The 13,301-nt window shown below is 64.7% G+C and carries 10 protein-coding genes and 1 tRNA gene; 7 read left to right on the top strand and 4 right to left on the bottom strand.

Features of this window, described 5'->3' with window-relative positions; all coding sequences use genetic code 11:
- Window positions 1-5 precede the first annotated feature (5 nt).
- The 3 genes from efeO (at window position 6) to R3P93_RS06530 (ending at window position 3,225) form a co-directional block, all read left to right on the top strand.
- Window positions 6-1,145, top strand: a complete 1,140-nt coding sequence (efeO, locus tag R3P93_RS06540) for an iron uptake system protein EfeO (protein WP_317532657.1) — start codon at window positions 6-8, stop codon at window positions 1,143-1,145.
- Window positions 1,126-2,376: an iron uptake transporter deferrochelatase/peroxidase subunit gene (efeB, locus tag R3P93_RS06535; RefSeq protein ID WP_317532656.1), complete on the top strand. Its 1,251-nt coding sequence runs from the start codon at window positions 1,126-1,128 to the stop codon at window positions 2,374-2,376. The genes efeO and efeB overlap by 20 nt, the downstream gene beginning before the upstream one ends.
- Window positions 2,377-2,583: 207 nt before the next feature.
- The gene (locus tag R3P93_RS06530) at window positions 2,584-3,225 is read left to right on the top strand and encodes a dihydrofolate reductase family protein (protein WP_317532655.1); all 642 of its coding nucleotides are present in this window, start codon (window positions 2,584-2,586) and stop codon (window positions 3,223-3,225) included.
- Between the two features lie 108 nt (window positions 3,226-3,333).
- On the opposite strand, the gene R3P93_RS06525 is transcribed toward R3P93_RS06530, so the two are convergent.
- The 4 genes from R3P93_RS06525 to R3P93_RS06510 form a co-directional block, all read right to left on the bottom strand.
- Window positions 3,334-4,248 carry a MazG family protein gene (locus R3P93_RS06525; protein ID WP_317532654.1) on the bottom strand — a complete coding sequence of 305 codons (915 nt, stop codon included), beginning with the start codon at window positions 4,246-4,248 and terminating at the stop codon, window positions 3,334-3,336.
- Between the two features lie 2 nt (window positions 4,249-4,250).
- The gene (mfd, locus tag R3P93_RS06520; protein WP_259468175.1) at window positions 4,251-7,829 is read right to left on the bottom strand and encodes a transcription-repair coupling factor; all 3,579 of its coding nucleotides are present in this window, start codon (window positions 7,827-7,829) and stop codon (window positions 4,251-4,253) included.
- Window positions 7,830-8,155: 326 nt separating this feature from the next.
- The gene (locus tag R3P93_RS06515; protein WP_149405181.1) at window positions 8,156-8,800 is read right to left on the bottom strand and encodes a ScbR family autoregulator-binding transcription factor; all 645 of its coding nucleotides are present in this window, start codon (window positions 8,798-8,800) and stop codon (window positions 8,156-8,158) included.
- Window positions 8,801-8,989: 189 nt separating this feature from the next.
- Window positions 8,990-9,628, bottom strand: coding sequence for a TetR/AcrR family transcriptional regulator (locus R3P93_RS06510; RefSeq protein WP_094613864.1), 639 nt, complete (start codon window positions 9,626-9,628; stop codon window positions 8,990-8,992).
- Window positions 9,629-9,916: 288 nt separating this feature from the next.
- On the opposite strand from R3P93_RS06510, the gene R3P93_RS06505 reads away from it, so the two are divergent.
- From R3P93_RS06505 to R3P93_RS06490, 4 genes are all read left to right on the top strand, one after another.
- A tRNA-Gln gene (locus tag R3P93_RS06505) sits at window positions 9,917-9,987 on the top strand.
- 52 nt (window positions 9,988-10,039) lie between these two features.
- Window positions 10,040-11,512 (top strand): bifunctional UDP-N-acetylglucosamine diphosphorylase/glucosamine-1-phosphate N-acetyltransferase GlmU, encoded by a 1,473-nt coding sequence (glmU, locus tag R3P93_RS06500; protein WP_094670508.1) that lies wholly within the window; start codon window positions 10,040-10,042, stop codon window positions 11,510-11,512.
- Window positions 11,509-12,492: a ribose-phosphate diphosphokinase gene (locus tag R3P93_RS06495; protein ID WP_121870612.1), complete on the top strand. Its 984-nt coding sequence runs from the start codon at window positions 11,509-11,511 to the stop codon at window positions 12,490-12,492. The genes glmU and R3P93_RS06495 overlap by 4 nt, the downstream gene beginning before the upstream one ends.
- A gap of 172 nt (window positions 12,493-12,664) precedes the next feature.
- Complete coding sequence (locus R3P93_RS06490) at window positions 12,665-13,294, top strand: hypothetical protein (protein ID WP_231893907.1); 630 nt, start codon at window positions 12,665-12,667, stop codon at window positions 13,292-13,294.
- The last annotated feature ends 7 nt before the right edge of the window (window positions 13,295-13,301 follow it).

Below are 13,301 nucleotides of genomic sequence, written 5' to 3'. Positions count from 1 at the left end.
CCACCATGCGTCGTACCACCTACGCTCTGGCCGCCGTCGCGGTTCTGCCGATGGCTCTGGCCGGCTGCACCGAGAAGTCCTCCACCGAGGCCGCGTCGGGCGATATCGCCGTCACCGCGACCGACTCCTCCTGCGACGTCGGCGCTTCCGAGGGCACCACCGGGAACTCGACGTTCCAGATCACCAACAACGGCAGCAAGGTCACCGAGTTCTACGTCTACGGCGAAGGCGACCGCGTCATGGGCGAGGTGGAGAACATCGGACCCGGCCTGACGCGTCAGCTCATCGTCGCCCTGCCCGATCCCGGCACGTACCAAACCGCCTGCAAGGCAGGCATGGTGGGCGACGGTATCCGCGCCGACTACGTCGTCACCGGCGACTCGGTCCGCACCGCAGGCGAGGACGGACTCCTCACCGAGGCCGCAGCCGGGTACAAGCGGTACGTCGTCAGCCAGATCGATGCCTTGCAGGAGACCACCGCCTCGTTCGTCACCGCCGTCAAGAGCGGAGACGTCGACGCGGCCAAGGCTCAATTCCCCATCACGCGTAGCTATTACGAGCGCATCGAGCCCGTCGCCGAGAGCTTCCCCGACGACCTCGACCCCCGCATCGATCTGCGTGAGCCCGACGTGGAGCCAGGGGCCGAATGGACCGGCTTCCACCGCATCGAGAAGGACCTGTGGACACAGGGACTGCAGCCCGACACGAACGCGATGGCCGATCAGCTCGAGGCCGACATCACCGAGCTCGCAGACAAGATCAAGGCCGAAGACTTCACCATCGACCCGATCCAGGTGGCAGGCGGCGCACAGGGATTGCTCGACGAGGTCGCCAAGACCAAGATCAGCGGCGAAGAGGACTTCTTCTCGCACACCGACCTGTGGGACTTCCAAGCCAACGTCGACGGCTCGCAGGCCGCCATCGCCGCCGTCCGCCCCATCCTCGACGAGCGCAACGCCGAGCTGGGCACCGCGATCGACGCACGCTTCGCCGAACTCGATGCCGAACTCGCCAAGTACCGCAACGGCGACGGCTTCGTCTTCTACGACACCGTGACCGAGCCGCAGCGCCAGGAACTGTCCAACAAGATCGACGCATTGTCCGCCGAAGTGAGCCAGGTGCAGGGTGTCGTTGCAGGACAATAAGACCGGCCAGTTCTCCCGGCGGCGCCTCTTCGGTGCCGTCGGGACCGGTGCTGCACTCGTCGGAGTCGGGGCAATCGCGGGACATGCGACGGCGTCGGGCGCCGAGGTGCCGACATCGGATGTCGTCGAATTTCGCGGAGACCATCAGGCCGGAATCGTCACCCCGGCCCAGGATCGCATGCACTTCGTCGCCTTCGACATCACCACCGATTCTCGGGAGGATTTCGTTGCGCTGCTGAAGAAGTGGACGCTGATGGCCGAGCGGTTGGTGCATGGTGAGGAGACCTTCGACGGCGGCGCGGTCGACGGTGGCGAGTACAACGTGCCGTCGGATACCGGCGAAGCACTCGGCCTGACGGCGTCGTCGCTGACGTTGACGATCGGGTTCGGACCGTCGATGTTCGATCGATTCGACCTGGCATCGAAAAAGCCTGCGTCCCTTGCCGATCTGCAGCATTTCCCGGCCGACAACCTAGACCCGCGTCGCTCCGGCGGCGACCTCTGCATCCAGGCCTGCGCCGACGACCCGCAGGTTGCCGTCCACGCGATCCGCAACCTCGCTCGCGTCGGATTCGGCACCGTGTCGGTCAAGTGGTCACAACTCGGGTTCGGGCGGACATCGTCCACCTCGACTACCCAGGCCACACCGCGAAACCTGTTCGGCTTCAAGGATGGAACGGCCAACCTCAAGGCCGAGGACCCGTCGTTGCTGGACGACAACGTGTGGGTTGCTGCCGATGATGATCAGGAATGGATGGCCGGCGGCTCGTACCTCGTGGCGCGTCGAATTCGCATGCTCATCGAATCCTGGGACCGCACCACGTTGAAGGAACAAGAGCGAGTGATCGGGCGCAGCAAGGGAACCGGCGCACCGCTGGGCCAGAAGGACGAATTCGACGCACTCGACTTCGAGTCCCAGGGACCCGAGGGCACCTTCATCGACAAGACCGCGCACGTGCGCTTGGCGTCGAATGAAAACCTCGGTGGCGTCCAACTCCTGCGTCGGGGATACAACTTCACCGACGGATCCGACGGCTTCGGCCACCTCGACGCCGGACTGTTCTTCATCGCCTACTGCCGCGACCCACTGACCCAATTCGTCCCGATGCAACTGGCACTCTCGCGCAAGGACGCACTGAACGAATACATCCAACACGTCGGGTCTGCGGTATTCGCCTGCCCACCCGGCGTCGAAGAATCCGAGTATTGGGGTTCGACACTGTTCGAGTAGACGTGCCCGCCCCCCGTCCGCGTCAATGGACCCTTGCATACGTCTGACCGCTGCAAGGGTTCATTCACGCGAGACCCCGGTCTGCGTGGATGGCACACTGCATACGTCTGACCGCTGCAGTGGTCCATTGACGCGGTCGAGCGGTGAGTTCGTACAGTCGGCTCGGTCCATACGTCGTACGTCCTATCATCGACTTCGGGAGCACACATGGGACAGCTTGTTCGGGTACAGAACTTCACCGTGTCGAGCGACGGAATCGCTGCGGGGGTCGACCAGAGCTTCGAGAGCCCGTTCGGACTCGACCATCTGGCCCTGATGGGATGGTACTTCGGCACCGCCAGCTTTCCTGGAAACGCCGGTTCGGGTGGTAGTCGCGGACTCGACGACTACTTCGCCCGCGACTTCGCGAACAACATCGGTGCCGAGATCATGGGCCGGCACAAGTTCGGACCCCAACGCGGACCGTGGACCGACCACGAATGGCAGGGCTGGTGGGGTGACGAGCCGCCGTTCCACACTCCAGTCTTTGTGCTCACACACCACGAGCGACCCTCGATCACGCTCTCCGACACAACGTTTCACTTCGTCGACGGGGAGCCCTCCGAAGTACTGAAGCAAGCAAAGGAGGCAGCCGACGGTAAGGACGTGCGACTCGGCGGCGGCGTCACCAGTATTCGGGAATTCCTCGACGCCGATCTCGTCGACACCATGCACATCGTCGTCTCGCCCATCGAATTCGGCTCGGGCCTGAAGCTGTGGGATTCACCCGACGAGTTGAACGACAGATTCGAGCACGAGGTCGTCCCCAGTAGCAGCGGCATCACTCATCACTTGTTCTGGCGCAGGTAGCCGGGCCGGATCAATGCCACTTTGTTGCACTCTGACCGACTGAACCCCACATTGATCCCAACCCGAGGGACGAGGGTACGGAGAGAGAGCGGGCGGGGTGGTGAGCCCTCAGCCTCGCAGACCCCAGTGCTCGATCCAGTCGAGTGCAGACATCTCCCCCGGCCCGATGCCTGCATTGCGGGCGGAGGCTTCGGCATTACGGATCAACACAGCGAAATCCAATACCCGACGCCTCAGCAGGTCCTCGGCACTGTCTCCACCGTGCGAGTGATCGACCCCGATGTGTACGACGCGTAGGCCGTCGGGAATCAGCTCGTCGGGCAGGCCTGCCTTGGTGGCCCGTCCGATCACTTTCTGCGCCAGGGCGAGTGACGGCTGAGACAGGGCGATTCCGTCGACGCAGGATCCGCGTGCCTTCTCCGACGCCTTCTTCTCTTCCCAGGCTCGCTCTTGTTCGGCAATGTCGATGGGGCCGTTGCCCGTTCGACCGAGGTGTGGGCTGCGATGGGTGAGTTTGGCGACGAGTCCTGCGGCGACGTCGTCGACATCGAACGCGTTCTCGGCGGCATCCTGAGCGATCCTGGAATGGAACAGCACCTGCAGCAACAGGTCTCCGAGTTCCTCGCGCAAGTCCACCAGGTTGCCCGCGGCGATGGCGTCGAGCAGCTCGTACGTTTCTTCCAGCAGGTAGCCCCGCAACGACTCGTGAGTCTGCTGCGCTTCCCATCCGCCGAGGGTGCGCAGCCGATCCATGAGCCGGACCGCCGCAATGAGGTCGTCACCGGGCAGCTTCTCGGCGGCGATGACCCGTTCTCCGCGTGCAATCCGTTCCTGGACGTCGGGGTTGGCGGGATCGGTGCTCACCAGCACCGCGTCGACGGCGTCGGGCGCAGCGGTTCCGGAGAACAGCCACCGCACTCGCACCGGCACTTCTTCGGTGAATTGCACTGCACCGCCGAGAAATTCGACAGCATCCACCGGCACTTGTGTGGGCCGAACAGGGTCGAGCAGAACTACCGTCACCGCTACACCCCCACTGTTTGCTCCAACAACACCGACCGAGATGGCTTACCGTCCAAGGATAGGATGAGATCGGCGATGAACTGCACCAATTCGACGTCGCGTACGCGCGCCGCCCCCACGCCGCCGCCTTCGACGCGCGGCAGCGGCAACTGCACCACACCGGTGGTGGCCCGATAGGCAGCGCTCGGGTAGAGCCGCTTGAGGCGGATCTGCTTGGAGTCGGGCAGGTCCATCGGAGCCAGCTTCACCTGTGTTCCGGCAACATTGACGTCGGTCAGGCCGTATTCCTTCGCGATAAGCCGCAGCTTGGCGATGGAGACCAGGCGGCCGACCTCCTCGGGCAGCGGACCGTACCGGTCGACGAGTTCTTCGATGACCGCGTCGATGCCCTCGGAATCGGCTGCCGCAGCGAGCTTTCGGTAACCCTCGAGGCGCAACCGATCGCTGGTGACGTAGTCCGGTGGGATGTTGGCGTCGACGGGAAGGTCGATGCGCACTTCCTTGGGGGCTTCGTCGGTGGTGATGGGCTTTCCGTCGGCGGCCGCGCGGTACGCCTCGACTGCTTCACCGACGAGCCGCACGTACAGGTCGAATCCGACGCCCGCGACGTGACCGGACTGCTCTGCTCCCAGAACGTTTCCGGCACCGCGGATTTCGAGGTCCTTCATCGCCACCGCCATACCGGCACCGAGGTCGGAGTTCTGCGAGATGGTCGCCAATCGGTCGTAGGCCGTTTCGGTGAGCGGCTTCTCGGGCGGGTACAGGAAGTACGCGTAGCCACGCTCGCGGCTACGGCCCACTCGACCGCGCAGCTGATGCAACTGGGACAGGCCGAGCGAATCGGACCGCTCCACGATCAGGGTGTTGGCGTTGGAGATGTCGAGGCCGGTCTCGATGATGGTGGTACACACCAGGACGTCGGTCTCGCGCTGCCAGAACCCTTGCACGGTGCGCTCGAGTGTTTCCTCGTTCATCTGACCGTGCGCCGTCGCCACCCTGGCCTCCGGGACCAGATCGCGAATCTTCTTGGCGGCCTTGTCGATCGAGCTGACTCGGTTGTGCACGAAGAACACCTGGCCGTCACGCAGCAGCTCACGCCTGATGGCCGCGGCGACCTGCTTGTCGTTGTACGCGCCCACGTAGGTGAGCACCGGGTGCCGCTCCTCGGGCGGAGTGAGGATGGTCGACATCTCGCGGATGCCGGCGAGGCTCATCTCGAGCGTTCGCGGAATAGGAGTCGCAGACATCGTCAGGACGTCGACGTGGGTTCGGAGCGACTTGATGTGCTCCTTGTGCTCGACGCCGAAGCGCTGCTCCTCGTCGACGATGACCAACCCGAGGTCCTTCCAAGCGACACCGGTCTGCAACAACCGGTGCGTACCGACGACGATGTCGACCGTACCGTCGGCCAGCCCCGCCATGACCTCTTTGGATTCGGAGCCGTGAGTGAAGCGCGAGAGCCCCTTGACGGTCACCGGGAACGACGCCATGCGAGCAGTGAAGGTCTGCAGATGCTGTTGCGCCAGAAGTGTTGTCGGCACCAGCACGGCGACCTGCTTGCCGTCCTGCACCGCCTTGAATGCGGCGCGAACCGCGATCTCGGTCTTGCCGTAGCCGACGTCACCGAGAATGACGCGGTCCATCGGAACCGCCTTCTCCATGTCGGCCTTGACGTCGGTGATGGCCGTCATCTGGTCGACCGTCTCGGTGAATCCGAACGCATCTTCCATCTCGAGCTGCCACGGGGTGTCGGGTCCGAAGGCATGCCCGGGAGCTGCCTGACGAGCCGCGTACAGCTGCACCAGCTCGCCGGCGATCTCGCGAACTGCCTTGCGCGCCTTGCGTTTGGTGTTGGCCCAGTCGGATCCGCCGAGCTTGCTCAGAGACGGCAGCTCGCCGCCGACGTAACGCGAGAGCTGATCGAGCGAGTCCATCGGGACGAAGAGTCGGTCTCCAGGATGGCCGCGCTTGCTGGGTGCGTACTCGACGACGAGGTATTCGCGTCGAGCACCACCGATGGTGCGTTCGACCATCTCGACGAATCGACCGATGCCGTGCTGATCGTGCACGACGCTGTCGCCGGCGACGAGCGCGAGCGGATCGACCTGATTGCGACGCTTGGCCGGAAGCTTGCGGCCCTCTCCCGCCGCGGCGACGCGGTTACCGGTGAGATCGCTTTCGGTGACGACGACGAGCTTGGCGTCGGGGAACACCAGGCCGTCGTGCAACGATCCACACAGGACGTTCACGATGTCGGCGACCGGGACCGCACCGGAATCGAGATGTGCCGCAGGCACTTCGGCCTCGGCGAGGCGTTCGATGATGCGGGTGGCGGTACCGGCGCCCGCGACCGAGATGACCGCACGACCACCGGTGGCGATATGGGCTCGCAGCGTGGCGAACAGGGCCGTCAGTGCTTCCTCGGACCCACGGACCTCCGGGACCGAATCGACGGCGAGTTCGACTTCTTCGCCGTTTCCGGATGCCAACGGGCTGATGGTCCACCACGGCCGACCGTGCACCTGAGCCGACTCCCGAACCTGTCGCAGCGAACGGTAGGCCGAGGCACCGAGATCCAGTGACGCACCTTCGAGGCTGGAGGTGTCCAGGGTGGAGGTATCGAGCGGCGCAGCTCCACCGATCGATGCTGCCGTCCAGGATGCTTCGAGGAACTCCTGGCCCGTGCGTACCAGATCGGTTGCGCGCGTGCGGATTCGCTCGGGGTCGCAGAGCAATACGTGTGTACCTGCGGGGAGAGTATCGGCGAGCAACTGCAATTCACCCGGCTGCAGCAGCGGCAGCAACGCCTCCATGCCCTCGACCGGGACGCCGGCGGACAGCTTGTCGAGCATCTCGACCAACGCGGTGTCGCCGGCGTTGTCGGCTGCGAGTACCGCGGCGCGGTCGCGAACTTCCTGGGTGAGAAGCAACTCGCGGCACGGCGGAGCGATGACGAGATCGACCTCGTGATCGGGCAGCGAACGCTGATCGGAGACCGCGAACGCGCGAAGCTCGGTGATCTCGTCGCCCCAGAATTCCACACGCACCGGGTGATCTGCCGTCGGCGAGAAGAGGTCGAGGATGCCGCCGCGGACGGCGAACTCACCGCGCTTGCCGACCATGTCCACGCGCAGGTAGCCGAACTCGACGAGTCGATGGATCAAGCCGTCGAAGTCGATGTCCAGGCCGACCTTCAGGGTCACGGGTTCGATCTCGCCCAGACCGGGTGCCATCGGCTGCACCAACGAGCGGACGGTGGTGACGATGACGCGCAGAGGATCGCCGTAATCGGTGTCGCCGGGGCGAGCCAGCCGGCGGAGTACGTCCAGCCGCTTGCCCACGGTGTCGGCGCTCGGTGAGAGTCGCTCGTGCGGAAGCGTCTCCCACGACGGGAACATGACAACGCCGCCGCCGAGGATCTGGCGCAGTTCGTCGGTGAGATCGTCCGCTTCACGTCCGGTGGCGGTGACGATCAACAGCTGCGTGTGCTGAGCGATCGCGGCGGCAACGAACGGGCGAACCGAGTGCGGTCCGATGAGCGTGTGCTCGGCGGTTCCGATCGCATCGGCGACGGCCACCATGGACGAATCCGTCAGCGCGACGCTGGCCAGACCCGAGAGTTGCAGCGCCGCGTCGGGAACGATCGGGGCCGGCCCGGATGGAGAAATGGCAGGCAGAGAATCGGAAGACAACAGCAATGCTCCTAGAAGCGATTCGAGGCGACGGCTGCATACGCACAGTCGTGACCGAGTCTATGGGAGCACACCGACAGCTCGGCAGGCGGGAGACGCCGGGCTGTCGACGGCAAGGCCCCACCTCTATCCCGACGCCTCACATGCGATCAACGGTGAATACCCGGATCGACTGCGCGACGACGTAGCGGCTTTCGTTGCGAAGAACTCGTGAGTTACGGGCCGAAGCGGATGACTCGACGCGCTGCGAATTCGCGGAAGTAGTCCAGCTTGTTGGCGGGGACCAGAGCCGGGAGAAGGTAGTACCAGAGACGCTCCATGCGCGACGGCAGTTCCTCGGTGGTGGAGGTGGCAACCGCAACCATGTGCACGCCGGCCAGGATCTCGAGCACGAGCGAACCGATGGTGCGCGAGTCCGAGTTGGGGTCGATGTCGCCTTGCGCGATGGCCTTGGCGGCGAGCTTGTCGAACGACTCGCTCCACCCGGCCATGACATTGCCCTCGGTGCCGCGGTAATCGCCGATCTGATGGCTCAGCCGGAGCATGGCCGAGACCATGGGGTCGCTGACCGAAAGGTCGACGACGATGTAGGAGATGCCGATCGCCGCCTCGAGTGCGGGGATGCGACCGTCGTTGAACTGCATGCACGCAGTGGTCAGCCGAGCGTTGCCCTCGTCGATGACCGCACGCGCGAGTTCTTCCTTGGAACCGAAGTGGAAGTACAGAGCGCCTTTGGTGACCTGGGACTGAGAGATGATTTCGCTGAGACTCGCGTTCGCGTACCCCAGGCGCAGAAATACGTTCGCTGCGCCCGCGAGCACGGTGTCGCGGGTTATTTCAGCGCGGGCCTGCCTGACCATGGGATCCGCCTTCGCAATTCTGAACTGCCACTGCGCAAATTACGCCCGAACGGTACCACTGACTTGCTTTACGTCTCGTGCCAACATGCATCGGTCCGATCGAGCCTTACGCCGTGTGTGACACAGCTCTCATGACCGACAAAGGGGACGATACCCCCTCTTTAACCGCGAAGAGACGAAACCGAGTTCTCATTCCTCGGTCAATCGAGGGTCGGCCTCCAGATTCGTCAGCCCGTTCCAGCACAGGTTGACCACATGCGCCGCAACCACTTCTTTCGACGGTGTTCGCACGTCTAGCCACCACTGCGCCGTCATCGACACCATTCCGACCAGCGCCTGGGCGTACATCGGCGCGAACTCGGGATCGAGTCCGCGGCGTGAGAAATCCCCGGCCAGCATGTGCCCGACGCGACCGATGGCCTCGTTGAGCAACGACGAGTACTTGCCGTCCTCGGCAGCCGCAGGGGAATCGCGCACGAGAATGCGGAAACCGTCGGTGCGGTCCTCGATGTAGGTGAGCAGTGCAAGTGCGACGCGTTCGACGCGAATCCGCGAGCGGTTGAGGTCGAGTGATTTGGTGATCATGCCGAGAAGCGTCGACATCTCCCGATCAACGATGACGGCGTAGAGACCTTCCTTACCGCCGAAGTGCTCGTAGACGACCGGCTTGGACACGTTCGCTCGTCCGGCGATCTCCTCGACCGACGCGGCCTCGTACCCGCGTTCGGCGAACAGCGTGCGCCCCACCTCGATCAACTGCTCGCGCCGCTGCGTCCCTGTCATTCGGACTCGAGGTGAGCGTTCCTGCTCCGAGGCTGCGCCTGTCATCGAAATCCGCTCCCGTTACCGACCCTGCATTTTTCGACGCCGGAATCGACGCCTCCCCCACACTAACGATGTCCGATCCATCCGTTTGTCCCTGCGGGAGTGGAGCCTGCAGGAACGACCCGGAGGGCGGGAGTGGAGCCTGCAGGAACGACCCGGAGGGCGGAATCTTCATCGCGGTTCGACTCACCACCACCTCGCGTGCGAGGATCGTTGCGCTCAGTGGGAGCGCAGCGGCAAACGAATGAGTCGTTCGATTCGTCGGCCACTGGCGAGACCGCTGGCCGTTTATCCGCCGTGGTGTAATGGCAGCACCTCTGATTTTGGTTCAGATAGTTCAGGTTCGAGTCCTGGCGGCGGAGCGAGCAACATCATTCGTGCATACCGTCTTCGCGTTACCGCCTGAGGAGCTCAATGCCTGTGCAGACCGCCGTGGTCGTTCTCGCTGCGGGTGCAGGTACCCGAATGCGGTCGAAGACTCCGAAAGTTCTGCATCCCCTCGCCGGCCGCACCATGCTCGCGCATGCCCTCCACGCGGCCGCCGACCTGGGTCCCGACCACCTGGTGACCGTCGTCGGACACGATCGCGAACGAGTGACCGAGGCCGTCCAGGACCTCGCGGCCACCTTCGGGCGCACGATTCACACCGCAGTCCAGGATCGCCAGCTCGGCACCGGACATGCCGTGCAGTGCGGCCTGGCCGCATTGCCCGACGATTTCGAGGGCACGATCCTCGTCACCGCCGCCGACGTGCCCCTGCTCGACGGTCACACTCTCAAAGCTCTGCTCGACGAGCACCTGAGTGCCCCCAGGCCCGCTGCCGCCACGGTGCTGACCTTCGTCCCCGACGATGCCAACGGCTACGGCCGTATCGTCCGCACCGACGACGGCGAGGTGGCCGAGATCGTCGAGCACGCCGACGCCACCCCGGCCCAGGTGCTGATCGGCGAGGTCAACTCCGGCGTCTACGCGTTCGACGCCGTGGCGCTGCGTACCGCCCTGGGCAAACTCAGCACCGCGAACGCCCAGCACGAGCTGTATCTGACCGATGTCGTCAAGATCAGCAAGGCCGACGGCAAAGCCGTCTACGGCACCCAGCTCGCCGATCCCGATCTGGTGGTGGGCGTCAACGACCGCGTCCAGCTGGCGCACGTCACCTCCGTGTTGAACCGTCACATCGTCGAACGACACATGCGGGCCGGCGTCACCGTCGTCGATCCGTCGACCACCTGGATCGACATCGACGTCACCCTCGGCGCGGACGTCCGCATCGAACCCGGCGTCCAGCTCCACGGCAAGACCCACATCGCCGACGACGCGGTCGTCGGACCGGACTCGACCCTGCGTGACGTCGAGATCGGCGAGCGCGCGTCGGTCGTGCGCACCCACGCCGAGCAGGCCGTGATCGGACCGGATGCCACCGTCGGACCGTTCACCTACCTGCGTCCCGGCACGGTCCTGGGCGAGGGCGGCAAACTCGGTGCCTACGTGGAGACCAAGAACGCGACGATCGGCCGCAACACCAAGGTCCCGCACCTCACCTACGTCGGCGATGCCACGATCGGCGACCACAGCAACATCGGTTGCTCCAACGTCTTCGCCAACTACGACGGTGTCAACAAGAGCCGCACGGAAATCGGATCCCATGTGCGGACCGGTTCCGACTCGACGTTCGTCGCTCCCGTTCATGTGGGCGACGGCGCTTACACCGGTGCAGGAACAGTGGTTCGGGACGATGTTCCTCCCGGCGCGCTGGCCGTCTCCGGTGGCAAGCAACGCAATATCGAAGGCTGGGTCATCGACAACAGGCCCGGAACCGAAGCTGCGAAAGCAGCGGCGCTCGCAGATCGTGATCGGCAAGAACAAAAGGACGGCGAAGAGCAGTGACCACCCCTAATTGGATCGACAACCAGAAGAACCTGATGTTGTTTTCTGGTCGAGCACATCCGGAGTTGGCCGAGCAGGTCGCCAAGGAACTCGGGATCGACGTCACCCCGCAGACCGCGCGTGACTTCGCCAACGGCGAGATCTTCGTTCGCTTCGAGGAGTCGGTCCGCGGATCGGACGCCTTCGTGCTGCAGTCGCATCCGTTCCCGCTCAACACGTGGCTGATGGAACAGCTCATCATGATCGACGCGCTCAAGCGCGGATCGGCCAAGCGCATCACCGCGATCCTGCCGTTCTACCCGTACGCGCGTCAGGACAAGAAGCACCGGGGACGCGAGCCCATCTCCGCTCGTCTGGTCGCGGATCTGCTCAAGACCGCCGGTGCCGACCGCATCATCACCGTCGACCTGCACACCGATCAGATCCAGGGCTTCTTCGACGGCCCCGTCGATCACATGCACGCACACAGCCAGCTCGCCGATCACATCCGGGCGACCTACAGCCTCGAGCACATCACCGTGGTCTCCCCCGACTCCGGCCGCGTGCGCGTCGCCGAGAAGTGGGCCGACTCGTTCGACGGTGCGCCGCTGGCGTTCATCCACAAGACACGTGACCCGTTGGTGCCCAACCAGGTCAAGTCCAACCGCGTCGTCGGTGACGTCGAAGGCCGCACCTGCATCCTCATCGACGACATGATCGACACCGGCGGCACCATCGCCGGTGCCGTGAAGGTGCTCAAGGAAGCCGGAGCCGGTGACGTCGTCATCGCCGCCACCCACGGAGTTCTGTCCCACCCGGCCGCCGAGCGGCTCGCGAACTGCGGTGCCAAGGAAGTCGTCGTCACCAACACCCTGCCGATCAGCGACGAGAAGCGCTTCGCAACGCTGACCGAGCTCTCGATCGCGCCGCTGCTGGCTCGCACCATCCGCGAGGTCTTCGAAAACGGCTCCGTCACAAGCTTGTTCAACGGCAGCGCATAGCCTTTTCGGGTCACTCCGCAGGCTCCACTGCCGACCTTCGGGTCTGTTTCACTCCGCCCCGCCCACTCTCCGTCCGCTCTGCATGAACTACGTCACGTCCGTGACCGGAACCTGCAGCTCGCGAGACGGGGGTGTGCGGGGCGGGTTTCGTTGTCACCTAAGATGACTCGTCGTGATCGACGCAGACTCTCCCCACGGCCCGGCTGGAACTACTACGGTCAGAATTGCCCGATGGACGCCGGGCGGGTGCGTCTGGTGCGGTAGCACCGACAGCGTCGAGGACTTCCGAAACGAGCCGCGCTGTGGTCTGTGCCGCGAGAAGGAAGCCGTCATCGACGAGGCCAAGCACTTCATCGGGATGTACGGCCTGCGGCCCCTGGGCGGCACGCTGGCGTCCGAGGACGAGGAGGAGCGCGAGTACCGCGTCACCGCTCGGGATGCGCGTGAGGTGCTCAACCGCATTCGGCTCGAGAAGCTGCCCGATCCTGCCGCCGTCCGCAAAGCCTTGCGCCCCAGGGCCGCTGCCGCGGGCAACGCACCGGCCTCCACGACGTCCGGAACGCCCGCGAAGGCACCGACGAAGAAGTCGCAGGCCGGCGTCACCGGGATCGATGCGATCGAACTGCAGTCCCGTGTGCAGAAGTTGCTCGGCCAGCTCACCTCCGTCGACGAGCAGATCAGCGCGCTCGACGGCGTTCAGGGCCTGCCGGCACGTGCGCGCATGAAGGATCTCGAACGGCAGCGCACCACTGTCCTGTCGACTCTGGCCGCGCTCGAGAAGGCTCGTCGCCGCACCAACTGATCCACGT

It is taken from the genome of Rhodococcus cerastii, from assembly GCF_033042195.1.
GTDB lineage: Bacteria > Actinomycetota > Actinomycetes > Mycobacteriales > Mycobacteriaceae > Rhodococcoides.
Note: the sequence above shows the minus strand (reverse complement) of the source record. Positions and strands in the feature narration are given on the sequence as shown.